This window comes from Acinetobacter tandoii (assembly GCF_008867985.1).
Lineage (GTDB): Bacteria > Pseudomonadota > Gammaproteobacteria > Pseudomonadales > Moraxellaceae > Acinetobacter > Acinetobacter tandoii.
This window is the reverse complement of record NZ_VXLD01000006.1, coordinates 1-24052: the sequence shown is the minus strand read 5'-3', so window position 1 is coordinate 24052 and position 24052 is coordinate 1. Positions and strand designations below refer to the sequence as shown.

29 protein-coding genes are annotated in these 24052 nt (G+C 40.5%); 16 read left to right on the top strand and 13 right to left on the bottom strand.

Annotation, left to right across the window (positions count from 1 at the left end; translation table 11 throughout):
• Nucleotides 1–76: 76 nt before the first annotated feature.
• Entirely contained in the window at nt 77–811 is a 735-nt protein-coding gene (locus F4W09_RS10350) for a Bax inhibitor-1/YccA family protein (RefSeq protein ID WP_151504746.1), read from the bottom strand.
• Between the two features lie 170 nt (nt 812–981).
• Nucleotides 982–1539, bottom strand: a complete 558-nt coding sequence (orn, locus tag F4W09_RS10345) for an oligoribonuclease (RefSeq protein WP_016166231.1) — start codon at nt 1537–1539, stop codon at nt 982–984.
• A gap of 124 nt (nt 1540–1663) precedes the next feature.
• Here orn and rsgA point away from each other — a divergent pair, with 124 nt between their 5' ends.
• From rsgA to secB, 4 genes are all read left to right on the top strand, one after another.
• Entirely contained in the window at nt 1664–2722 is a 1059-nt protein-coding gene (rsgA, locus tag F4W09_RS10340; protein ID WP_044739047.1) for a ribosome small subunit-dependent GTPase A, read from the top strand.
• 93 nt (nt 2723–2815) lie between these two features.
• Nucleotides 2816–3223, top strand: coding sequence for a rhodanese-like domain-containing protein (locus tag F4W09_RS10335; RefSeq protein ID WP_016166233.1), 408 nt, complete (start codon nt 2816–2818; stop codon nt 3221–3223).
• An 18-nt stretch (nt 3224–3241) separates the two neighbouring features.
• Entirely contained in the window at nt 3242–3496 is a 255-nt protein-coding gene (grxC, locus tag F4W09_RS10330) for a glutaredoxin 3 (RefSeq protein ID WP_016166234.1), read from the top strand.
• A gap of 39 nt (nt 3497–3535) precedes the next feature.
• On the top strand, nt 3536–3994 hold the full coding sequence (gene secB / locus F4W09_RS10325) for a protein-export chaperone SecB (protein WP_016166235.1): 459 nt from the start codon (nt 3536–3538) through the stop codon (nt 3992–3994).
• Nucleotides 3995–4057: 63 nt separating this feature from the next.
• On the opposite strand, the gene F4W09_RS10320 is transcribed toward secB, so the two are convergent.
• The 4 genes from F4W09_RS10320 to coaBC all read right to left on the bottom strand — a co-directional run bounded on the left by F4W09_RS10320 (nt 4058) and on the right by coaBC (nt 7489).
• Nucleotides 4058–4672: an alpha-ketoglutarate-dependent dioxygenase AlkB family protein gene (locus tag F4W09_RS10320; protein WP_151504745.1), complete on the bottom strand. Its 615-nt coding sequence runs from the start codon at nt 4670–4672 to the stop codon at nt 4058–4060.
• Complete coding sequence (locus F4W09_RS10315) at nt 4673–5527, bottom strand: bifunctional transcriptional activator/DNA repair enzyme AdaA (protein ID WP_151504744.1); 855 nt, start codon at nt 5525–5527, stop codon at nt 4673–4675.
• Nucleotides 5528–5695: 168 nt separating this feature from the next.
• A complete protein-coding gene (locus F4W09_RS10310; RefSeq protein WP_016166238.1) occupies nt 5696–6076 on the bottom strand; it encodes a cytochrome b562 in 381 nt (126 codons plus the stop codon).
• Between the two features lie 150 nt (nt 6077–6226).
• Entirely contained in the window at nt 6227–7489 is a 1263-nt protein-coding gene (coaBC, locus tag F4W09_RS10305; RefSeq protein ID WP_151504743.1) for a bifunctional phosphopantothenoylcysteine decarboxylase/phosphopantothenate--cysteine ligase CoaBC, read from the bottom strand.
• A 112-nt stretch (nt 7490–7601) separates the two neighbouring features.
• On the opposite strand from coaBC, the gene radC reads away from it, so the two are divergent.
• The 3 genes from radC to F4W09_RS10290 all read left to right on the top strand — a co-directional run bounded on the left by radC (nt 7602) and on the right by F4W09_RS10290 (nt 9995).
• Nucleotides 7602–8294 (top strand): RadC family protein, encoded by a 693-nt coding sequence (gene radC, locus F4W09_RS10300; protein ID WP_044739051.1) that lies wholly within the window; start codon nt 7602–7604, stop codon nt 8292–8294.
• 75 nt (nt 8295–8369) lie between these two features.
• Nucleotides 8370–9281 carry a bestrophin family protein gene (locus tag F4W09_RS10295; RefSeq protein WP_016166241.1) on the top strand — a complete coding sequence of 304 codons (912 nt, stop codon included), beginning with the start codon at nt 8370–8372 and terminating at the stop codon, nt 9279–9281.
• Nucleotides 9282–9371: 90 nt separating this feature from the next.
• Nucleotides 9372–9995, top strand: a complete 624-nt coding sequence (locus F4W09_RS10290; RefSeq protein WP_151504742.1) for a glutathione S-transferase — start codon at nt 9372–9374, stop codon at nt 9993–9995.
• Between the two features lie 36 nt (nt 9996–10031).
• Here F4W09_RS10290 and F4W09_RS10285 read toward each other — a convergent pair whose 3' ends face one another.
• On the bottom strand, nt 10032–10883 hold the full coding sequence (locus F4W09_RS10285; protein WP_151504741.1) for a PHP domain-containing protein: 852 nt from the start codon (nt 10881–10883) through the stop codon (nt 10032–10034).
• Nucleotides 10884–10928: 45 nt separating this feature from the next.
• On the opposite strand from F4W09_RS10285, the gene F4W09_RS10280 reads away from it, so the two are divergent.
• Genes F4W09_RS10280 through mnmC form a run of 4 tightly spaced genes read left to right on the top strand, consistent with a single transcriptional unit; the run spans nt 10929 to nt 14337 of the window.
• The gene (locus F4W09_RS10280; RefSeq protein ID WP_151504740.1) at nt 10929–11543 is read left to right on the top strand and encodes a septation protein IspZ; all 615 of its coding nucleotides are present in this window, start codon (nt 10929–10931) and stop codon (nt 11541–11543) included.
• 27 nt (nt 11544–11570) lie between these two features.
• Complete coding sequence (locus F4W09_RS10275) at nt 11571–11873, top strand: YciI family protein (RefSeq protein WP_016166245.1); 303 nt, start codon at nt 11571–11573, stop codon at nt 11871–11873.
• 5 nt (nt 11874–11878) lie between these two features.
• The gene (locus F4W09_RS10270; RefSeq protein ID WP_151504739.1) at nt 11879–12394 is read left to right on the top strand and encodes an SH3 domain-containing protein; all 516 of its coding nucleotides are present in this window, start codon (nt 11879–11881) and stop codon (nt 12392–12394) included.
• A gap of 32 nt (nt 12395–12426) precedes the next feature.
• On the top strand, nt 12427–14337 hold the full coding sequence (gene mnmC / locus F4W09_RS10265) for a bifunctional tRNA (5-methylaminomethyl-2-thiouridine)(34)-methyltransferase MnmC2/FAD-dependent 5-carboxymethylaminomethyl-2-thiouridine(34) oxidoreductase MnmC1 (RefSeq protein ID WP_151504738.1): 1911 nt from the start codon (nt 12427–12429) through the stop codon (nt 14335–14337).
• 77 nt (nt 14338–14414) lie between these two features.
• On the opposite strand, the gene F4W09_RS10260 is transcribed toward mnmC, so the two are convergent.
• On the bottom strand, nt 14415–14729 hold the full coding sequence (locus tag F4W09_RS10260) for a rhodanese-like domain-containing protein (protein ID WP_016166248.1): 315 nt from the start codon (nt 14727–14729) through the stop codon (nt 14415–14417).
• 91 nt (nt 14730–14820) lie between these two features.
• On the opposite strand from F4W09_RS10260, the gene F4W09_RS10255 reads away from it, so the two are divergent.
• Together F4W09_RS10255 and F4W09_RS10250 are read left to right on the top strand one after the other, a co-directional pair.
• A complete protein-coding gene (locus tag F4W09_RS10255; protein WP_044739056.1) occupies nt 14821–15309 on the top strand; it encodes a YajQ family cyclic di-GMP-binding protein in 489 nt (162 codons plus the stop codon).
• 34 nt (nt 15310–15343) lie between these two features.
• Nucleotides 15344–15841, top strand: a complete 498-nt coding sequence (locus F4W09_RS10250; protein ID WP_044739057.1) for a DUF4442 domain-containing protein — start codon at nt 15344–15346, stop codon at nt 15839–15841.
• Between the two features lie 50 nt (nt 15842–15891).
• Here F4W09_RS10250 and F4W09_RS10245 read toward each other — a convergent pair whose 3' ends face one another.
• The 3 genes from F4W09_RS10245 to F4W09_RS10235 form a co-directional block, all read right to left on the bottom strand.
• Nucleotides 15892–16260 (bottom strand): acyl-CoA thioesterase, encoded by a 369-nt coding sequence (locus tag F4W09_RS10245; RefSeq protein ID WP_416333169.1) that lies wholly within the window; start codon nt 16258–16260, stop codon nt 15892–15894.
• Between the two features lie 88 nt (nt 16261–16348).
• Nucleotides 16349–16774, bottom strand: coding sequence for a thioredoxin TrxC (gene trxC, locus F4W09_RS10240; protein ID WP_044739059.1), 426 nt, complete (start codon nt 16772–16774; stop codon nt 16349–16351).
• Complete coding sequence (locus tag F4W09_RS10235) at nt 16771–17670, bottom strand: alpha/beta hydrolase (protein WP_104441440.1); 900 nt, start codon at nt 17668–17670, stop codon at nt 16771–16773. Before F4W09_RS10235 ends, trxC begins: the two co-directional genes overlap by 4 nt.
• Nucleotides 17671–17794: 124 nt before the next feature.
• On the opposite strand from F4W09_RS10235, the gene F4W09_RS10230 reads away from it, so the two are divergent.
• Entirely contained in the window at nt 17795–18130 is a 336-nt protein-coding gene (locus tag F4W09_RS10230; RefSeq protein WP_044739061.1) for a protein tyrosine phosphatase family protein, read from the top strand.
• On the top strand, nt 18123–18548 hold the full coding sequence (locus tag F4W09_RS10225) for a protein tyrosine phosphatase family protein (protein WP_044739062.1): 426 nt from the start codon (nt 18123–18125) through the stop codon (nt 18546–18548). The genes F4W09_RS10230 and F4W09_RS10225 overlap by 8 nt, the downstream gene beginning before the upstream one ends.
• Nucleotides 18549–18699: 151 nt before the next feature.
• On the opposite strand, the gene F4W09_RS10220 is transcribed toward F4W09_RS10225, so the two are convergent.
• Nucleotides 18700–20730 (bottom strand): Ig-like domain-containing protein, encoded by a 2031-nt coding sequence (locus F4W09_RS10220; RefSeq protein ID WP_151504737.1) that lies wholly within the window; start codon nt 20728–20730, stop codon nt 18700–18702.
• A 150-nt stretch (nt 20731–20880) separates the two neighbouring features.
• Here F4W09_RS10220 and F4W09_RS10215 point away from each other — a divergent pair, with 150 nt between their 5' ends.
• Nucleotides 20881–22263, top strand: coding sequence for a dihydrolipoyl dehydrogenase (locus F4W09_RS10215; RefSeq protein ID WP_151504736.1), 1383 nt, complete (start codon nt 20881–20883; stop codon nt 22261–22263).
• Here the strand turns inward: F4W09_RS10215 and F4W09_RS10210 are convergent.
• Nucleotides 22253–23848: a Na/Pi cotransporter family protein gene (locus F4W09_RS10210; protein ID WP_151504735.1), complete on the bottom strand. Its 1596-nt coding sequence runs from the start codon at nt 23846–23848 to the stop codon at nt 22253–22255. The two genes, F4W09_RS10215 and F4W09_RS10210, sit on opposite strands and share 11 nt — an antisense overlap.
• Between the last annotated feature and the right edge of the window lie 204 nt (nt 23849–24052).

The window sequence follows — 24052 nt, the reverse complement described above, 5'->3', positions numbered from 1 at the left end:
CACAGATTCATAACAATTCACCCTGCCAAAGCAGGGTGAATATGAATTGAACTGAAAATCTGTTTAAAAAAATCAATCAGTCATCGCCTTGAATCAGGCTCAATAAACGCATGAATGAGTAATACATCCACACCAAAGTGGCCAATAAGGCAATTGCAGATAACCATTCCATTGACTTTGGTGCATGTTGGGCTGCACTACTTTCAATCAGATCAAAATCCAGAATTAGGTTCAAAGATGCAATCACGGCAACAAAGGCAGCGAAACCAATACCTAGCCAGTTACTTTCAAAAATATACGGCACACTTGAACCAAACGCTAAACGCATGATCAATTGCACCACAAACACAATTGCAATCGCAATGCTGGCAGAAAGAACAACCGATTTAAATTTTTCTGTAGCGCGAACAATCTGCAAACGATACAAGGTAAACATCACCAAAGTTGTCACAAAGGTCGCCAATAATGCCTGTAACGGGACACCAGGAAATTTCAATTGGAAAATAACTGAGACGCCACCTAAAAAGGCACCTTCAAAAAATGCATAAGGAATGGCGAGAATTTTCGCGGTATCTGGTTTAAAAGTCGTAATGAGCGCCAAAATAAATCCACCAATAGCCCCCACAATTGCAGCGCTATAGGCAATAGAAATATTTAAGGTCATAAAGCTGTAGAAGAAAATGCCTAAACCAAGTACTGCGGCAATTAAAGTCAACAATACGGACTTTTGAATCGCGCCTTGAACGGTCATTGGTTTACTATAATCTGCGTAAACTTCTACGCGATTAAGTATTGGATTATTACTTTGCATATTTAAACTCTTTTTTATAATTTAAAATGAATAAAAACAAAAATTTGTACTTTGCTTTAGATCAACTTAAAGCCGTACACCCTCTAGTTTGATGTAGAAAATATAACCTAAAAATATGACAGACTAAAATAAAAATGGGGTTTAACACCCCATTTTCAGCCAATATTGATTTAGTCTTTATTCATAATAAAGAAGTATTCACGGTAATATTTCAATTCTGCAATCGAATCACGAATATCATCCATGGCCAAATGCGAGGCATTTTTCTTCAACCCACTCATAATTTCTGGACGCCAGCGTTTCGCCAATTCTTTCACTGAAGATACGTCCAAATTACGATAATGGAAATACTGCTCTAATTCAGGCATCAAACGATGCAAGAAACGGCGGTCCTGACAAATTGAGTTTCCGCACATCGGTGAACTCTTTGGGTTAACCCATTTTTTTAAGAATTCAATGGTTTGTTGCTCAGCATCTTGTGCCGTTAATTTACTACGACGCACGCGTTCAATTAGACCAGATTGGCCATGTTGACGGGTATTCCACTCATCCATAGCATTCAGGATTAAATCCGACTGATGTACAGCCAACACTGGACCTTCTGCCAAAATATTTAAATGGTCATCTGTCACAATCGTTGCAACTTCAATAATTTGGTCATTATCGGTATCTAGACCTGTCATTTCAAGGTCAATCCAAATGAGGCGAGTATCAGGCGTGCTGCTCATAAATGTGCAATCTTATTGGCTGTAAAAACATTTATAGTAGCAAATTAATACCCTGAATGCTGTAATTCATCCCCCGCTTCATGCTATTTTTGCCATCTTGAATTCATGGTTTTTTAGGATATGAATGGCTTTAATTCGTAAACGTCGCTTAACTGAACAGCAGCAGCGTCGTATTCAGAAACAGCAGAAAACACGTCAAGAAGAAATTGACACCTCAAATGATCTAGAAGGGTTGGTAGTTCAACACTACGGACGTCAGCTTGAGGTACAAGCCTTGTCGGTGCCAGACACGCATCCTGAAAAACCAAATGTGCTAGATGGTGAGCCTGAACCGTTTTGGAAACCGATTGAATTGGACAGTATTTGGCGTTGCCATACCCGTACCAATCTTGAGTTGCTGGTGACGGGTGATCGGGTTAAATGGCAAGCTGACCCGAATACGGGACTTGGGATTATTACGGCTATTCATCCACGTCGATCATTACTGACTCGTCCTGACCGCTACCATAAAGTGAAACCAGTGGCGGCCAATATCAGTTTAATTGTGATTGTGTTTTCACCTTTACCAGAACCTGCACCCACATTAATTGACCGTTATTTGGTGGCTTGTGCCGATGCCGATATTCCTGCCCTACTGGTATTGAATAAAACCGACTTACTCAAAGAAAATGATCCTATTTTGGACATGCTCAAAGAATATGAGAATTTGGGTTATGAAGTGATGCAATGCCAATCTACTGGTGATCTTAGTGCATTGGCCCAACGCCTTGAAGGTGAAACGGTGGCTTTTGTAGGACAGTCTGGGGTAGGAAAAAGCTCCTTGATTAATGCCATTGTTCCTGATGCGGCACAAAAGACCAACATTATTTCTGAAAACTCGGCTTTAGGTCAGCATACCACGACATCTACTCGTCTGATTCCTTTTGGTCAAAATGCATCGCTGATCGATTCACCTGGAATTCGTGAATTTGGCTTATGGCATCTCACCACAGAAAAAGTGCAACAAGGCTTCCCTGAAATTCAAAATCAGTTGGGTTATTGTCAGTTCCGTAACTGTACCCATAAACATGAAAAACAGTGTGCGTTGCGTTTAGCTGCAAGTAACGGTGAAATTTTACCCCGTCGTTTAGACAGTTTTTTACGTTTAATGGATGAAATTGCTGAAGCTCAGCAAAAAAATTAGACTTTCTGTCTGTCCTCCCCTTGAAGCGGTGATTTTGATCACCATATTTATGAGCTATACTCTAGACAATTTTGAATTGTAATTAGGTGATTTGTGGAACGTTGGTTGGAATTTATGGGGAATCACCCCTTCTTATTTGGAACACTTGGGGCATTAGTGGTGTTGTTCTTCGTTTTAGAAGGTCAGCGCAACGGTCGCAAAATCTCTCCACAATCTTTAGGTATTTTAGTGAAAGCAAAAAATGCCATGTTGATTGATTTACGTGATGCAAAAGACTTCCGTGAAGGTCATATCAGTGGCAGCCGTAACATTCCCTACAGCCAAATTGCAAGCCATGTTGAAGAGTTAAAAGCTGCGGAACGTCCATTGGTGTTTATTTGCAACCTTGGTCAAGTCGCAGGTACCGCTTTGCAACAAGTCGGTCATGCTGATAGCTATCGTTTAGATGGCGGCATTAGCAACTGGAAAGCGCAAGGCTTACCTTTGGTAAAAGCGAAATAATTGCTTAAGGAGACTCTAATGGCTGAAGTAACGATTTATTCTACAACTGTATGTCCTTACTGCGTTCGTGCGAAACAACTTCTTGAGCGTAAAGGCGTTGAATATAAAGAAATTAATTTATCCAATGAAGCGCCTGAAGTACGTGTAGAACTCATGCAACGCACGAATCACCGTACTGTTCCACAAATTTTTATTGGTGACCAATTTATTGGTGGGTTTGACCAGCTTTATGCTTTAGAGCGTGATGGGAAACTTGACGGATTATTGGCTTAACCATAAAGCATAGTTCAAATTTATATTAAGGATTTAAGAATGAGCGAAGAACAACAAGTTCAACCACAATTGGCACTCGAACGTATTTATACTAAAGACATTTCTTTTGAAGTTCCTGGTGCACAAGTTTTCACTAAAGAATGGCAGCCTGAACTCAATATCAACCTTTCTTCTTCTGCAGAAAAGATTGATCCGACCCATTTCGAAGTGTCTTTAAAAGTTGTTGTTCAAGCAAATAATGCGGGCGATACTGCATTTATCGTTGATGTTACTCAAGCAGGGATCTTCCTGATTGATGCAGTTGAAGAAGAGCGTCTACCTTACATTTTAGGTGCATATTGCCCGAACATTTTGTTCCCATTCTTACGTGAAGCGGTGAACGATATGGTTACCAAAGGTAGCTTCCCTCAATTGCTCTTAACACCAATCAACTTTGATGCTGAATTCGAAGCAAATATGCAACGTGCTCAAGCAGCTATGGCTGAAGGTCAAGCATAATTCCAGACTTTGCATAGCAAAATCATGGCATGATAAAAGGCTGAATATTCTATTCAGCCTTTTTTATTGCGCTTCATTCATCATTCTGAAGGTTAGATTTACCCTTACATCAAGCACCCTCTTGGTCGGAGGTAACCGATGCAACCAATAACTTTGGGTTTCATCTTTCATGACCAATAAACTACCATGCGCCAACACCAACTCGACCTTTTCTTGAGTATGTTTATGCTTAAAAGCAAACTTTCGCTCGGCACCGAAACTTAAAGAAGCAATTGCAGCATGCTGTTTCAATTCCCGTTCGGCATCGCTATGCCATGCCATCCCTTCTTCACCAGAATGATATAAGTTTAATAAACAGGCATTAAACTTCTCCCCCGTTTTAGCTTCGACCAACGCTTTCAATGCCAACAACTCAGGTGTCCACGGCAACGCTTGTTTGGTGGTTTTGGAGTAGGTATAGGAAAAAGCCTGATCGGCATACCACGCGACTTTGCGTTTGGTCACAATGGTCTTGCCAAAAATCACCGCCAGATCATTTTGCCAAGCAATGCATTCTAATAGTCGATGTAAATACTGGTCTGCCAAAACAGTATTCATAATTTGACCGTAGTAATGTACACAGCCCTGATAGGGCAGTAAATTCAGGCTAGCATCAAATTCAACTGGAAATAATGACATTTAAAGCTCTTCTACATCGGCATAAAGCTGGGCACTTTCCCAACCAATCATCGCCATCTTGCGAGTTGCTCCCCAATGATAATTGCCGAGCACACCTGATGCTTGAATGACCCGATGACACGGAATTAAAAAAGCCACAGGATTATGTGCCACGGCACTCCCCACCGCACGTGCTGCTTTGGGTTGGTCAATTTTTGCTGCCACATCACGGTAACTCGCCAATTGTCCCGCAGGAATTTTGAGCAAACTTTCCCAGACCTTTAATTGAAAGGCTGAGCCTTTTAAATGCAGTTTTACATGCTGTATGGAGTTTGGCTGTGCTGTCAACAAAGCCACTGCACGCTGCTGCATTTCATCCGACTGCTCAATATATTCAGCATGAGGAAACTTGGCTTTTAATTCTTTGAGGGCTTGCTCATTCTGTTCTACAAAAGCCAGTGCACAAACTCCTTTTTGTGTGGAGGCCACCAAAACGCGTCCGAATAACGTTTCTGCAAAACTATAAGAAATTTTTAATCCAGCCCCACCCTGTTTATATTCAGCGGGGGTCATCCCTTCAATTTGAATAAATAAATCATGTAAGCGACTACCACTGGATAATCCTGTTTCAAATGTCGCGTCTAAAAGTGAGTGAGATGGTGTTGTGGTTAAAATCGATTTTGCATGTACCACGCTGATATATTGCAAAAATTTCTTCGGACTGGTACCTGCCCATTCGCTAAATAACCGTTGAAAATATGCAGGACTTAAATGCACATGTGCTGCCACATCCTCCAGCGTCGGTTGATGCTGAAAATTTTGCTGAATATACTCAATCGCTTGAGCCACCCGCTGATAATGCTGTTGTGAAGACATATTCATTCACCCTTGCAGATTTCCTTTTCACTTTAGCAATTCTTCCTGTAGCTGAAAATCCGAATCATGCTCAATTCCAATAGCGACCCTAATGTATCAGACATAAAAAACTGCACCGATGAAGGTACAGTTTTAACAGCGAATAAATATGCTGATTCTAAATCAACATCAGTGGTGCATATAAGCCTTATGTCCTTGATCACGTAACTCGCCAATTTTTTTCCCTTGCTTTTTCGCTTCGTCTAATTTCCCAGCTTGCGCGAGTGCTTTTGATTTATCAATTTCGACAATAATCTGGTCGAACAAAGCGCTTGAACTTGGCACTTTTTCAGCGGTATGTGCGGTCAATTTATATTGCTTAGCATGTACAGCAGCACCACGCATATTGTTTAAAGCAGCTGTTGCAGCTTGTGGGGTTGAGGCTTGGTTGAAGGCTTTATAATTTTTCCCAAGGGTTTTCATATCATCTTCTAAACCTGCTGCCATGACGGTATTGCTTAATAGCAAAGATGACAACATTACAACGGTGGCTAAAGTTTTTTTAATCATGATGATGTCCTATCAAAAACTGTGGCTATGGTTTATTTATCAGGGGTAAATATACAAAATGTTTATTTAAACACGCTGCTTTATTCTACTAAAGTAGCATACATAAAAAATGCAACGGATTCGTTGCATTTTGATAAAAATTTCACAGGTCTATTTGGCTTTATGATGCTGTAATGCATCATGCATGGCTTCTACCAACTGTTGTGCGATCTCTTGTTTTGAGGCTTTTTCTAAATCACGTTTGTCCATGTCATATTGATTGGCAAAAAACACGGTCATGGCATTTTCATCCGACGCAAAACCGATATCAGCACGTGACACATCATTACAGGCAATCATATCCAGCTTTTTAGCGACCAGCTTGCCTGCTGCATATTCTTCCACGTTACGTGTTTCTGCGGCAAAGCCGACCATAAACGGACGCTTTTGTTGCTGTGCAATAGTCGCCACAATGTCTGGGTTTTTCACTAAAGCGACATTGAGCTCATCGCCCGATTTTTTAATTTTATGTTCAGCGACTTCAGCAACACGATAATCAGCGACTGCTGCTGTGGCTATGAAAATATCACAGCCTTCTTCCAACATTTGCATGCTGGTATTCAACATTTGAATCGCAGATGACACGTTCACACGGCGTACCCCATTTGGAGTATCTAAACTGACAGGACCTGCAATTAAAGTCACTTTTGCCCCAGCCGCATAACAGGCAGCTGCTAACGCAAAGCCCATTTTGCCTGTACTGTGATTAGAAATATAACGCACAGGGTCTATTGCTTCACGGGTTGGACCTGCGGTAATCACCACATGTTTACTCGCCAATAGACCAAATTTTTCGGCAATGGCACGTTGTGCTTTATGGAAATATTCTGTGACTTGATAAGCCAAATCTTCTGGCTCAGGCATACGGCCTAAACCCACATCACCACATGCTTGTGAACCAGCTTCTGGCATAATCACATGCACGCCATCCTCAATCAACATATTTAAATTACGCTGCGTGGCTTTGGCTGCCCACATCTGCTGATTCATAGCAGGCGCAACCCAGACTGGCGCTTTGGTGGCAAGATATAAAGTACTGAGCAAATCATCTGCCAAACCTGCGGCAAACTTGGCTAAGGTATCGCAACTGGCTGGCGCCACCAACAATAAATCTGCCCAACGCGCCAATTCGATATGTCCCATGCCTGCTTCGGCTTCTGGATCGAGTAATTCGGTATGTACAGGATTACCAGACAAGGCTTGAAACGTCAGTGGTGTAATAAAGGCCTGTGCACCATGCGTCATCACGACACGGACATTAAATCCCTGATCTTTAAGTCGACGAACTAAGATGGCACTTTTATAGGCTGCAATTCCGCCTGTAACAGCCAAAATGATGTTTTTATTTGGAATTACACTTAAGTCAAAGCTCACAAACAGTATACCTTTCTGTTGCAGTGGCGCTCACAATAGCATTAAATATCCGCATACCCAAGTGATTGACTGGGGTAAAACTTGATAATAAACATGAAAAAGCTCAACAAAAATGAATCTATCGATCAAACATTGGCCTGAACAGGAGCGTCCTCGTGAACGCTTATTACAACAAGGGGCGAATAGCCTTTCAGATGCAGAACTATTGGCCATTTTCCTACGTTCTGGTTCTCAACAACACTCAGCCGTAGAATTAGCTCGACTGTTGATACAGCATTTTGGTGGGTTAGCCCCAATTCTAAATGCTGAACTTCCCCAACTCAGTCAGTTTCATGGGATTGGTGCCAGTAAATATTCACAACTCATGGCAGTCAAAGAGTTGGGACGGCGTTATGTGGCACAACAATTACAACAACACAGTTTAGAAATTCAAAACTCTTCACAATTACTTGACTACCTACGCTTTGAACTCTTGGGAGAAACACAGGAAGTGTTTGCCGTTCTGTGCCTAGACAGTCAATTACGCAAACTACATTTTAAAAAACTGTTCTTTGGTTCACTGAATAGTTGTACGGTCTCTCTAAATCAATTACTGCGTTATGCCTTGCAACAGCAAGCCAGCTCGATTGTTATTGCACATAATCACCCTTTGGGACATGCCCTGCCTTCAGCAGCGGATATTGCCTTAACCCAACAAATTACACAGGCCTGTAAACTGCTTGAAATACAATTGTTGGATCATTGTGTGATTGCTGCGACAGGTAGTTTTTCATTTGCTGAACAGGGCTTAATCAAGTCCACTTAAAGCCTTTCAGCAAATATTGACAAAAGCCAAACGACAGATGAAGATCAAGCAAAAATAAATGATGAATCCCACCCCATGATCGTGCGAGAACAACCCGACGTCTTTAAACTATTATTTTCATGGCGCGGAACAATCCTCCCAAAAGTTTTACCTCCTTTAGGCGTGGTTATGCTGATTTCCACCATTGTGGGTGGTGTATCGCACATGGGATATTTTCATTTTCCAGAACTGCCCTTGGTTGGCTTCACCTTAATTGGTGTTGTACTGTCTATTTTCCTTGGGTTTAAAAATACCGCTTGTTATGACCGCTGGTGGGAAGCGCGTAAACTTTGGGGCATGTTGATTGCCAATGCACGCCACTTTGACCGTAACTGTCGTATTCTTACGCAGGCACGGCGCGAGCGAGTCATTCAGCATGTCATTGTCTTTGCCAACGTATTGCGTGACCGACTGCGCCATCAGACTGAGAACCCAACCGAACTGACTGAAACTACAGGCTTAAGCCCGCAAGCGTTGGCTCAACTGTATCAACAGGTCAACGCTCCGCAGTACACGCTCAGTCTGATTCAATGGGAACTGATGCAGGCCTTAAAAGAAGGTGAAATCTCAGACATTATTTATGCACAAATGAATGAACATGTGGCGGAAATGAGCTTGGTACAAACAGGCTGTGACCGAATTGCCACAACGCCATTACCTTTTGCTTATTCTGTATTGCTAAATCGTACCGTGTATTTTTTCTGTTTCATGCTACCGTTTAGTTTAGGGGCAACTTTAGGACTGGCTACGCCATTACTGGTCGGTATCTTGGCCTATACCTTTTTGGGCTTAGATGCCTTAAGTTCAGAAATTGAAGAACCGTTTGGCACACAAAGTAATGATTTACCCCTAGATGCAATGGTACGTACCATTGAAATTGAATTACTTGGCACCTTAGGTAAGCCAACTCCACCGCCAATCCAAGCACAGGATAACAATCTCTTATAAAACCAACCATTCAAAATCAACTGTCCTCTTTGTAGAACAAGAAAGACGAAATTAAACAAATATTTAAAAATCAAAAACAGGAGTCAGGCTGTGATTAAAATTTTAGGACGAACAGATTCTATCAATGTCAGAAAAGTCCTCTGGTTATGTGATGAGCTACATTTACCTTACCAACGTGAAGATTGGGGCCGTGGCTTTCGCTCCCCGAAAGAACAGGAATTTATACAATTAAATCCAAATGCCACGATTCCTGTACTCATCGATGAGGAGCTGACGCTATGGCAATCTAATTCGATTATTCGTTATTTGGCCAATGCTTATGATGGCTCAGCACTTTATCCGACAGAGCCGAAAACACGTGCACTTATTGATCAATGGATTGACTGGCAAGGGATTGAGCTTAATAACAGTTGGGTCTATGCCCTGATGCACATTATTCGAAACTCTCCTGAACATCAAGATCAGAAGGAAGTTGAAAAAAGTATTCAAGCGTGGAATAGCATGATGCTCATTTTAGAAAACCAACTCGCAAACACTCAGGCGTATGTCGCGGGTCAGCAGTTTTCATTGGCAGATATTCCAATTGGGCTTTCTGTACAGCGTTGGTATCTAACACCATTTGAGAAACCTGACTGTCCACATGTAAAACGCTACTACGACCTTCTCAGTCAAAGAGAGCCTTACTTAAAATGGGGCAATAATGGTCAAAACTAGGACAGTATTTTTTCCTTGGTCATTAAAATACCAAGGTTATTGAAACTGTTCCCAAATCCCCACTTGCCCTGCTTTCATGACAGGAACACGTCCTAGTTGAATCCACGGCATATTTTCACCATGAAAATCACTGCCAACCGATACTTTTAAACCCTGTTCCGCAATCATACGATCCACCATTTGACGCGTCGCAGGTGGATCAATTTGCGGTGGTAATTCCACAGCATCCCCACCAGCCTGCGCAAACAATTCAATTAAATAACGAACATTGGTTGCCGATAAATCATATCGGGTGGGATGGGCCAAAACCGCAAAGCCACCACTGGCATGAATCACTTGAATGGTTTCTTCAAGTCCCAATCCATCAAACTTTACATAAGCCTTCTTGCCTTCTTTAATATATTTATCAAAAGCTTGTTGTACACGACTAACGATTCCCTTTTCTACCAAGGTTTTAGCAATATGTGTACGTGTGATACGATCTGCTTCACCATCAACTTTACTGAGTACATCGGCATAAATATCTTGACCAATCAGCGGTGTAAGCAAACGGCAAATCTGCTCTGCACGCTCAGCTCGAATCTGTTTTTGCTGTTGCAAGACCGCCAATAAAGGCTCAGGATGCTGCATGTTCAGTGCAACAATATGTACGCTATAACTTTTTTTGGTGGCTGGACGCGACCATTGACTGGAAATTTCAACGCCAGAGATTAACTTCATGTCATAGCCATTTGCAATTTGTGCTGCCAAAGCTAGACCATCCATCGTATCGTGATCGGTCAATGCCAGCGTGTGGATGCCTTTTTCATGCGCGGCATGCACCAGTTGTTCTGGTGACAAAGTTCCATCAGAAATATTACTATGTGTATGTAAATCTACGCCAAGCATCACTTATACTAAGCCACTTTATTAAACAGATTCAGATACTCTAACATGAAAGCACTTTTAGACTTTGTGCCACTCATTATTTTCTTTTATTTATATAAGACGGTAGATCCGAAAGATACCCAGCATCCGTTACTCCAATTAATCGGTTCCGCAGGTGGTATAGACAATAATAATATTTTAGTGGCAACAACGGGCTTAATTCTTTCCATGCTGCTGGTGTATGGCGCATTGTTTATCATGCAAAAATTCCGTTTAGACAAACAACAGTGGATTGTCTTGTTTATGACAGTGATTTTTGGTGGCATTACCTTGATGCTCAGTGATGACTTCTATATCCGCCTAAAAGCAGCCATTCTAAATATGGTCTTTGCTGGTGCTTTCTTGTTATCTCCGTATTTTAGTAAAGACCGTAGTCCGCTCATCAAACGCCTATTTGCCCCTATTTTCAATTTAGGTGAACTGGGCTGGAAAAGACTCAATTACGCTTGGGCAGGCATGTTTGCCGTCATGTCTGGCTTACATGTCTTTTTTGCTTTCTTATTTATGAACGGAAAATATTGGGGAGAATTTACCGCTTTTGGTGACATGCTGGTGATGTTTTCCTTTATCATTATCCAGTTTATTGTATTACGTAAACACTTCAAATCTTCTGAAGATTAATATTCGTTTCGCGCGCAGAGAATCATCATGCCATTATTTGTTGTGACTTGTACCGATCAAGACGGTACTGTAGAAAAACGCCTTGCGGTACGCCCTCAACATCTCGCACGTTTAGAGCAATTAGATGCTGAAGGCCGCTTAATTGTTGCAGGTGCGATGCCTAAAGATCCGAGCAATCCACAAGCAGGTTTTTATGGCAGCACCATTATTGTCGATTTTGACAGCCGTGAAGCACTCGATACTTGGCTACAAGATGAACCTTTCTTAAAAGAAGGCGTCTATGCTCAAATTGAGGTTAAACCTTTTAACAAAGCGTTTCCTAAAGGATAAAATTCATGCGCGCTGTTGTTCCTAGTTTACTAGGTCTTTCTTTATTGTGTTCTACAGCTTGGGCGGTAGAACCTGCACCAACTTCTCCAGCTCCTGCTGTAGCCTCTGCTGCCCCTACTGCACCAGCACCGACAGCGCCACCGCAAACCCTTCCTGCGAACAAACCACGCGTGATTCCCGCAGTAGCAACGGTGAATCCAAATGGACAACCGCAAGAGGTTCAACCCCTTACAGCAGAACAACTTGCCAAAAATAAAGCCTTGCAAGATTTAAAAATCAAAGCTTTAGTCAAAGACCAATCCGTACGCCTGCAACAATTGGAAAAAGCCAATTTAGAAGCATTGGCTCAAAACCAAGAATTACAATTAAAAAACGATAGTTTAGGTGTTCAAGTTCAAGTACTACAAAGTGAACGTAGTGCGCAAATGTTTATTTACGGTGCGGTCACACTTGCTGTTGGCGTACTCTTGGGCTTTTTAATTGCCAGTTATGCGCAATCTAAACGTCGCCGCCAATGGTAATTTTCTGCGCTTCAATATAAAGGTTTCTACTTTTGTCACATGCAATACAAACGGCTGAGCTCGATTGGCATCTTGTCGATGGTATCGAGGTGCCTGTCTCTAAACAATTTGGCGATGTTTATTTTTCTAAAGACAATGGTTTATTAGAAACTCGCCATGTCTTTTTACATGGCAATGATCTCAGCCTGCGTTTGGCAAATTTAAGCGACTATGAATACTTTTCTATCGGCGAAACAGGTTTTGGTACAGGCTTAAATATTCTGGCGCTATGGCAAATGTGGCAACAATATCGTCCCGATAACCAGAGTCATTTACATGCCATAAGCGTGGAAAAGTTTCCACTATCCAAGCTAGACTTAATTCGTGCTTTAAATGCCTGGCCTGAACTCAAACCTTTAGCCGATCAACTGATTCAACAATATCCTTTACCTCTTGCCGGTTGTCATCGCCTGAATTTCCCTGAGGAGCGTTTTAGTCTTGACCTGTGGTTAGGCGATGCGCATGAGGTTTTCCCACAAATGGAAAAACTTCATCCTGTCAATGCATGGTTTTTAGATGGATTTGCACCTTCATGCAATCCAGATATGTGGCAAGAACAAGTGTTGAATCATATCGTGCGACTGTCCGACTACGGAACAACTTTTGCCTCATTCAGCGTGGCTGGCGTGTTAAAACGAGGGCTGAAACAGCATGGTATTCAGATTACTCGCCCACGTGGCTTTGGGCATAAACGGGAAATGCTGAAAGCCAGTTGGATAAAGCCAGAGCTGGATAGCGACAATGATACTATAACGCATCAAATAACGACTGAGGCATCTAAGCCCATCAGCACCAAGCAACGTCAAATTGCCATTATTGGTGCAGGTATTGCAGGTTTAAGTTGTGCTTGGGCTTTTGCCCAACGCGGACATTTAGTCACCCTCTATGATCAAAGCGCACCACTGTCGGGTGGTTCGGGCAATCCCTTGGCTTTACTCAATCCAAAATTGTGCCCGATTGAGCAAAGCCATGAACACTTGATGACTTTGGCATGGCAGCACTCACTTCGCCACTATGCTCAATTTCAGGCCTTTCGCCCGATTCAAGTCAACCAAATGGCTTTGAAAAATGCCGATGATTTATTGGGTTTAGCTACCGAATATCCTGAACATGTATTGAATACCTCAACCGCACAAGACTGCGCTATTGCAACTGATTTTCCGAGCTTAAATCTGCTGCAAGCAGGGGGAGTTTCTCCGCATGCATTACGTGATCAGATTCTTCAACATCCTCTCATTCAGTTTCAGCAAGCCACGATCAAGAGCTTTATTTCAAAACAAACTGTAGAAATCATGAATACTCAAGATCAGTGTCTGGGTGACTTTGATCATGTGATTGTGTGCTGCGCACGCGAAAGCCAAACTCTTTTTGAACATTATCCCCTCCTTAAACCCATTCGTGGTCAGGTCAGTTGGGTTAACAATCGGACGCAAACTTTAGCTGCCAATCAAGCCTATAGCTATGGTGGCTATTGTATGCAACTCGATGCTGAACATTTAATTTTGGGTGCATCTTTCTATCCGAATCGGGATGATTGTGAAGTTCTCACAGAAGACCATGTGCATAACTTCAATCTTATCCACAGTGTATTTCCAAGTTATGCACAATCTCTGCCTCCAACCTCAACTTGGCAAGGTCGTGCTTCAGTGCGTGCACAAACTAGCGATTATTTCCCTGTCTTAGGTCGCTTGGATCATTCGACTGAAATATATAGCCTAGCGGGATTGGGATCTAAAGGCTTTTTATTCGCACCATTGTGTAGTGAAATTTTGGCTGCAAAAATTCTTTCAGAAGTGTGCCCTGTTCCAAGTTCACTTTTGAAAAAGTTGGATATTCAACGTTTTGTAAAAAAAACTAAACCGAAGAAACCCTATTTTAAGGCTCATCCACATACGCCGACTTAAAATTAATTCTTTTTTATATCTCTGTTGTTTTTTCTTCTTCATTTACGAAAAAAGCGCCAGAAGGCGCTTTTTTTGAATCAGGTTCCTTGTTCTAAAGGTAAACCCGCGTCACGTGCCGCTCGTGTACCCCCCATCAGGACTACATACTCACGTGAATGATCTAAACTATCGAGAAGTTCAGCCGCACGTGGCGCCTTACTTCCACCACCACACAAAATGTAAATGGTCTGATCCGCAGACACCTGAGTCAAACAATCTGCTGACAAGTCTGCAATTGGCTGATTTACCGCACCTTTAACATGGGCTTCAGCATAAGCACTTGCGTCACGGACATCCCAGATGATGGCATCGTCTGGGAACTCAAATGTTGTAATTTCTTGTTTACGGATCATTGTGCACTCCTTTGATGTAAACAACACTTGGCAAATGAAGAAAACATCCCTAGCATCTCAGATATTCTTTCCCTTTGTAAAGGTCTATTCTATGCCATCGTTCGATATTGTTTCAGAATTAGAGATTTTTGAAGTAAATCATGCAGTTCAAAACACGCAAAAAGAAATTGCAACGCGTTTTGACTTCCGCGGACAAGATGTTTCTATTGAACTCAATGAAAAGTCTAAAGAAATTAAAATTAGTACTGAAAGTGATTTCCAATGCGAGCAAGTGTATAACATGTTGGAAAACCATTTTTATAAGCGCAAAGTGGATATTCAAGCTTTAGATCCACAAAAACCAACTGCTTCTGGTAAAAATGTGATCCAAGTGATCAAACTGAAAGATGGTCTTGACTCTGATACTGCAAAAAAAATTAATAAAGCCATTAAAGAAAGTGGCATTAAAGCGCAATCTTCAATACAAGGCGACAAAATTCGTGTGACTGATAAAAAGCGCGATACTTTACAGCAAGTCATGAATTTCTTGCGTGAACAACAATTCGGACTTCCATTGCAATTTAATAACTTTAAAGACTAATGTGAGGCCACCCCTAAACATCTAGAGGTATGATATGACTCAAAGCAATCGTTTATCCAAACTGGTCAACGCCACATCGAAATTCCCGCAAGGGATTCGAACTACCCTTTGGAGCAAAGCCTTTGGTCGTATTGTACCGATGGTCGGTACAGCCAATATTCGTTATCTGGAAGTTGACCAGCACCATGTGGTCGTACGCATTGAAAATCAACGTAATATGCAAAACCATATTAAAGGCGTGCATGCAGCAGCAATGGCGTTATTGGCTGAAACTGCAACAGGTTTTTTAACGGGTTTACATGTTCCAGATCATCGCATTTTATTGATTAAAAGCCTACATGTTGATTATTTGAAGGTTGCGCAAGGTGGACTCACTGCGACGGCAAGCTTAAGCTCAGAACAGCAAACGTTTATTGCAGAGCAGGAAAAAGGTGAATTGCTGATTCCTGTAACTGTAATTGATGATACAGGCAATGAACCGATTCAATGCCAAATGCTTTGGGCTTGGTTACCTAAGCGCAAGTCGGCTTAAAATAGAGACATAAAAAAAACCAGCAATGTGCTGGTTTTTTTTATTTAAGCTTAGGCAGATTGAGTGTTCATAAACTTCTGCTTCACTTCTTCAGGAATTTGACGTTTGTTGCCTTTCACATCTACAGCCACAAAAGTGAATACACCTTCTGTGACGCGTTTTGCCTCACGCGAGCTGTCATGGCTATCCCAGACTTCAATTTGCATTTGAATTGAAGTCTTGCCGACTTTTAAAATTTTGGTATAACAACTAATCACATCCCCAACTTTTACTGGCACCAGAAAAGTCATTTGATTAATTGAAATTGTTGCACAACGCCCTTTACTAAAGCGTTCTGCATGGATTGCTCCAGCCAAGTCCATTTGTGACACAATCCAGCCACCAAATACATCGCCACTCCAGTTGGTATCTGCTGGCATCGCAATGGTTTGAAGAGATAAAGTCCCTTCTGGTTTCACATGAATATCTGACACGATTTCTCCAAGCCTATTGTGCTTTGACTAGGCATTAGACATTTAAATGTTGATCTAGCCACTGTTGTAGTTCACTCGATCTAAGCGCACCGCTTATTCTAGCAATTTCATTGGTTTTATTCATCAACACGAGGGTTGGAATACTGCGCACATGAAAAGCACTGCTTAAACGAGGAGACTCTTCCGTATTAATCTTGGCAAAAATCACACGAGGGTTCTGTTTTGCCACGGCTGCGAAATGAGGAGCCATCATTTTACACGGTCCACACCAGTCTGCCCATAAATCAATCAAAATAGGTAAATCACTGTGCGTGATGAACTGACTAAAATTTTGTTCATTTAAATCAATGGGAGCTAGTGGAATCAAGGATTGATGGCACTGACCACAGCTAGGCTGGGCTTCAATTTTTTCTTCAGGCACGCGATTCTTGGCCAAACAGGATGGGCATACAATAATCATGAGCTGACTCCAATATGTTGATGTAAGAATTCTAATTGGGTCGAAATGGCTTTTTCAAACCACGGATGATGATAAATATCGAAATGTTTCATCTCCCACTCATAATATTGCACATAAGGTGCGATATTAGTAGCCGCTTCACGACTCGAAGCAATCGGCATTAAACTGTCTTCTTTGGCTGCAATAAATAGCACAGGAATATTGATTTTACGCACCTCCTGAATGGGGCGATAACGAATCAGATTAAAGAATACCCGTGCTGGAATTTCACCACTCCAAAAATAGTCTGGGTGAACAATCGACATATAACCTGAATAACTGTCCTCTGTCGGCATAAAACTAAGATCATCACGACTTACAACAGGTAAAGTTTTACAGGCCATCCCGACTTTACCCCCCATATAATCTTGACTGGAAATTTTTAGTGCTTTGGATAATTGAGGAATCGGGTAAAGTTTGGCCAGCTCACTACCATCAACCATCGGCACTTGCACCATCACCGCTTGAATATTTTTCAATTCACTGGCTAACGTCAAGACATAACCACCGCTCAGTGCTGTTCCCCACAAAATAATCCGTCGTGAATCAATCGACTTTCGTTCCTGAAGATGTGCAATCATCGTTCGCCAGTCGTCTAACTGAGAGCTAATAGAGACCAACTCACGTGGTCGCCCTGTACTCCCCCCCCAGTAGCGATAATCAAACAACACCACAGCGTAACCCGCTTGTGCAAATTGTTTCGCGTATTGCACCAGTTTAAACTGACGTAAGCCTGCCAAGCCATGTGCCATCAATATAACTGCTGGTTTATGTTCCGTTTTGGGCCGATAAAAATCTGCCGCAAGTACTTCCTGACCACTTTTGACATATAAAGGCTCGACCGTGTAAGCGTGCATACGCGCTCCAGTACGTTATTTTATGGTTGTAATCATTTATAAAAATTTCAACAGATTCAACAGTAGAATCTGCTTAATGCTATCATAAAGCATATATTGTTTAATTGGATGATGGAGTGACATAATGAGCGAAAATGTAGGCTTCGCAGGTCAAATCGGCCCTGAGCATGTAGAACAAGTTGTCGAAAAAGGATTCAAGTCTATTATCAACAACCGCCCAGATATGGAAGGTGGACCAGAGCAACCCACAAGTGCTCAAATTGAAGAAGCAGCACGTGTTGTAGGACTCGACTATGTCTATCAACCAGTCGTAGCAGGTCAAATTACCGAGCTTGATGTACGTACTTTTGCCAATCATTTTAATGAACTTCCAAAACCCGTTTTAATGTTTTGCCGTACAGGCAATCGTTCAAACAATTTATATCAACTGGCAAAACAAATGGATTTGCTGGATGATTAAGCAACTCTTGACTACATGCATTTTGTGTAGTGTTTTGCTGAATAGTACACCCCTTTTCGCTCAGAAAACTCAAATGCTTCAAGCACTGAGCGAAAACCTTACCGTGTCTGGTCAGCTTGATAACAAAACGTTTCAACTACTGTTAAAACAGGGATTTAAGTCTGTAATTGTGAATCGGCCCGATCAGGAAATGGGAAATAATGTTTCTGTCAGTCAGTTACGCAATATTGCTGAGCAATCTCACGTAAGTGTCATTTACCAACCTATTGAAAACGGTAAAATTACGCAAACAGATATCATTGAATTTTCAAAGTACTATAACGAACTTCCTAAACCCATTTTAATGATTTGCAAAAGTGGTCAACGCTCAAGCGAATTATTTAATGAAGCACGTAAGCAAGGTTTATTACATGAATAAATTATTGATCGTTGTACTCTGTACTTCCATCCTACCTGCTTGTACATCTATGGATGTACGTCCTACGGTTGGTGTGAGTGTTGGAACATCAATTTAAATTTTCGCTCAAAAAAAACAGCGCCGAAGCGCTGTTTTTTTATTTAAAACTCTTTTATTTGTAGTTGGTACATGTCGAATAATCTGTACCATAAGGACTCACATCATCTGGACGCCATTTACCATCAACATCATCCACATCAATATCAGCAACAGGCGGCATGAAGGATAATGCTGTTAAATTATCCTTAGTAGAAACCGTTGTGGAAGCATTAATATTAACTCGTAGCCAATTTGAATAATTACGTCCATAACGTACTTTAAAATCAAATTTCCCTTCCGAATTCGTTCTAAATGTTGCATTAGTCCCAAGAATTTTATTATCCAAACCTAAAATCGCAATTGGATTTGGAAATTCATTTGAAGGACATTCAATATATGTGGTTACTCTTTTCGCTACACTATTTTCATAAACAGTGTAATCACGCGACCAACGCCAATAAGCCAACCATGACCACATTCCATCACTGCCTTGTGAATAAGAATAATCACGCACCCAGTTAAAACGCCCCTTATAAAAACTTACTAAATCTAGAGAAATACTAATTTCTTGATTGGCAATAGGATTCCCTGCTGTATCTACTACAGACGCTGTAAATTCTTTATAATAATTGGTATTGTCATTCGCCTCTTTAATGACATTATGATTTTGCGCCACTGTAATGAAAGCAGACTGAGTTGAAACAGTTAATAATAAATTTGGTGAATATACAGGCTGAGGAGATGTTGCACTTGCACTTGAGGCTTGAATTTCAACTCCACCGCCTAATGTTTGTGCTGAACCCGCTGTATAAATTACAGTTGCTCGACCTGTACTATCCGTTACTGCAGTTGGTTGTGACAGACTACCATCAGAAGATGTATCTTTAATTGTAGTAAATTTAACAACGACTCCTGGCACAGGTGAACCATTTTTATCTTTGACTAGTGCAATCACCTTGGTATTAGCTCTTGGGGCTAGAACACTCGCTTCAGATTGAAGTGTGATAATTGCTGGAGCACCCGCACTAATTTTCTGAGCAATATAAACGACATTAGACCCGAATTGCGCTGAAACTGTTGCAACAGATGAAATCGTACCAATTAAGTTTGTACTCGCATTACCCACCCATTTGCCATTTTCTTGATGCACATTTGTAATAGAAGCTTTAGTTGGAGTAACTGTTCCATTTGTGGTATCAAAATTCACCGTTTTACCAAGTAATTCCGCTTGTGATGAAGCATTTACTTGTACTGTTATTGTTTTACTTTCACCGACACCTACAGGATCTGTATTAGAAATAGGTTGAATTACATTATTAGAAACATTCGCAATTAAAGTGACTGAATCTGTAGTTAAAAGATTACTAATTGACTGATTACTGCCTGAAACAGTAATCTTACCCGTCAATTCTAACTTATGATTGGCTAATGCTAATACCGTGTTATATGGTACTTGGAATACAGCTTTACCAGCTGAATTAGTAACTAAGGTCGATCCAACCGTATTACCTACACTATCAATTAGACTAGCTGTTGCACCAACTAAAGGATTACCTACTGCATCTACTGCTGTGAGAGTTACATTGGCACTATTTCCTACTTCAAGTAAATTAACATCAGAAGTAATCGAAACAGTCGTACCTGTCACTGGAATTTCAATTTCTTGTTTTGCAGACCCAGAAGTAACAATAACCGTAATTGTTCTATTAATTCGTTGACTTAATGTAGAATTAATTAAGCTTACATCTATTGTTGTTATACCACTTTCATTACTAACGAGATTACTAGACTTGCTTAGGCTTGCACCAGAAGTTTGTGCATCTTTAATTTCAACTTTAACATTCGCATTTGCAATGACACCACCGCTTTTATCTAAAGTACGAATAGTTAAAGTTAATTTATCCTCACCACCTGCATTTAGACTACTTTTACTTTGTCCAATTGATAATAACTCTGCTGTTGGTGAAGTTACTGTTCCACCACTCGAATTTCCTCCAGAATTCTTATCTGGAAAATATCCATCACTCCCCCCTCCACCACAACTTGCCAATAATACTGCCAATGCAACAGTCGACAGTTTTAGACCAATCTGTTTATTATTCATCAAAATTCCCCGAATAACCTTTCTTCATTAAGTGGTAATTAAATTTTTAATTTGTCGTATGTAACCATATAAGTAGCTTTATGTAAATAAAGTCAGACCAAATGTTTTACTATGTTAATCTCAAGAGCATTAATTCAAATAATATCTATTATGTACGACATCATTATTATTGGTGCTGGAACAGCTGGGCAGGCTGCATATAAAGAAGCAATCAAACACACATCAAATATTTTAATTGTGAATCATGGTCCTTGGGATACTACCTGTGCACGGGTAGGTTGTATGCCAAGCAAAGTACTCATTTCTGTAGCAAATCAACTGCATGATGCTCAATCATTAGATCAAATTGGTGTAACAACACATCTACATCCTGATTCCCAAAAAATCATGCATCATGTACAGAACTTAAGAAATCAATTTACACAAGCAGCTTTAAAAGATGTCGAACGCTGGGAAACAAGCCATAAAATAACTGGTCAAGCTCACTTTATTAATGCCTCGACAATTGAAATTAATCAAAAGCACTATCAAGCTCGGAGTTTTATTCTAGCTGTAGGATCAACGCCAAGTTTTGATCTTGAATGGAAAAAAGAATTAGGATCTAAACTCATTACTTCTGATGAAATCTTTGAACTGGAGCAACTGCCAGAATCTATCGCTGTGATTGGAAGTGGTGTTATTGCTCTTGAACTTGCGCAAGCATTACAGCGTTTAGGTGTTAAAACTACGATATTTGCACGTAGTCGAAAAGTCGGAACATTAACCAGCCCTTTACTACAAAAAATGGCGCAAGAGCTGTTAAGTCAAGAAATTGAAATTAAATTCGAAGTGTTACCTACGCACATTCAAAATTTCAAAGATGGTATACAAATCACCTATCAGGAATTTGGCCAAGAACACTGTCTAGTCGCAGATTATTTATTGGTTGCCACAGGACGTCGTACATTATTAGATAATTTAAAATTAGAAAATATAAATGTTGAATTTACAGATTTGAAAAACTTACCTATTCATACAGTAACCAAACAGCTTGCACACTATCCTATTTTTGTTATTGGTGACGCTCATACCAACACACCTATTCAGCATGAAGCTGCACATGAAGGTCGCAATGCTGTTTTAAATTGCTTAAATTTAAATAAGATCAAAAGCATTCGAAATTTAACTCCACTAGGAATTGTATTCTGTGAACCAGAAATGGCTATTGTGGGTCAAAGTTTTAAGCAACTTGAAAGCAGTAAAGTTCCTTTTGTAACAGGGTATGTTTCTTATGCCCGACAAGGACGAGCACAAGTCTTAAGGAAAAATTATGGTGCCTTAGAAGTCTATGTCCATACAAAGAGCCGTAAAATTTTAGGTGCAGAATTACTAATGACTTCCGCTGAACATTTAGCGCACTTACTTAACTGGATGATTTCTGAAGACTGCACACTTGATCAGCTACTGGAAAAACCATTTTATCATCCAACTTTAGAAGAAGGCCTTAGAACTGCATTAAAGCATGCTCGACGTCAATTAAATGCTATTCAATAGCATCTTGATCTTGTTGTTGCAACAATACTGCAACTCTTTGTGTATGGGCGATAAGATGAACAATCCAACGTTGTGCAGCCAATAAATCCAAGGTCTGAGAAGCTGTAAGTTGATGATTTACGGAAGCATGCATAATCTTCTGACGAAGAAATTCTTGCTGCTCATTGCTCGCTTGCTCTAACTGAATTAAATCATTCACAAAATCTATCGGAAATTTTGGAAATGGTGTTGTTTGTAAATATTCAATTTGTCCTTCCAAATGCGTAACCAATGCTAAGGGAAGTTCTTGTAATATTTGCTGCTTCTTAAGCAATTCAACTTGCGCAACATCTTGTAAATCATTTCTCAAAACTCTGATATATACCACTAATCTGAGCAAGAGAATTAGATGCTGCTGATCACTGTGAGACTGTGGAACGGACATGCGCTCTAAGTAGGATTCTACAGTTTTTATGGTTGCATCCATCTCATTGATATTAATCATTGTAGAAATAATTTCACCACGAATAAATTTAATCAGTAAAGAATAGATATCAGTTAATGTTTGCAGCAAAACACGTTCTGTTGCAGCTATAGCCAGTGCAGGTACACTGTATAAACTATCATCCAAGTAGCGTGTTAATGAATTTTCTTGCTCAGGTAATAACCTTAATAGTAGGTGCTCAAATCGGCCAATAAACGGCATAAAAATTAAGGCACCGAGCAAGCTAAAGCATGTATGAAACGCAGCAACGATAAGAATAGGGTCCAAATGATGGATAAAGGCCATATACTGATAAGCCCATAAGAATTCAGGTAATAACAATAAAAAAGCAAAAATTGCAGTCACAATATTAAAAATGACATGTACAGCAGCAGTACGTTTTGCACTGGTAGTCGCCCCTACTGCGGCCAAAACTGCGGTAACAACAGTCCCAACATTTTGACCTATTACCAAAGCTAAGGTTTGCTCCAAGTTAATCGCTTGGCTCGCCAAAGCCGCTAAAGTTGCTGTAATTGCTGCACTCGATGATTGCAACAAAATCGTCATCACAAAACCAATCAGTACTAAAAGTAATTTACTTAAAAGACTTTCTGTTGGCCAACGACTTAAATCAACTGAAGCAGCACCCCCTGCCATGGCTTGCTGTAAAACATCTATTCCTAAAAATAATAAACCGAACCCAGCAATGGTCATTCCCATTAAGGCCAGACGATCTTTAGCAAGTAGTTTTAAGATTGCTCCAATAGCAACCAAAGGTAAGGCTATTTTTGAGATTGAAAATTTTAAACCAAGTAATGCAACCATCCAACCTGTACTGGTGGTACCGATATTGGCACCAATAATTACACCAATTGCATTACTAAACGTCAGAATACCAGCACTAACAAATCCAATAGTTGCTAAAGTCGTTGCTGTAGATGATTGCACAGCAATCGTGATGGTAATACCCGAAAACATTGCTTTTAAGGGAGAGTCCGTGAAGCGCACTAGCCATTGTCTCAATGCTTCCCCCGCAATAGCTTTAAGGCTATCGGTCATTAAACTCATTCCTAATAGAAATAAGCCAATACCTCCACACAACTGTAATAAACTATTCAGCACAACCATTCTCGATTTATAGTTCTTATCATTTCACAGGTTTATCATAGAATATGAGAGAAATAAAATTTGATCTTATAATATAACTCTGTGTATTTCAGACTTTTAATCCTTAATTAAGAAATAGCCTTAAAGTTAGAAGCAGCGACTTTAAGGTTATCTATACTAATCTTGAGCTATTTTGAACGTATTTTTTAAACTAGTTAT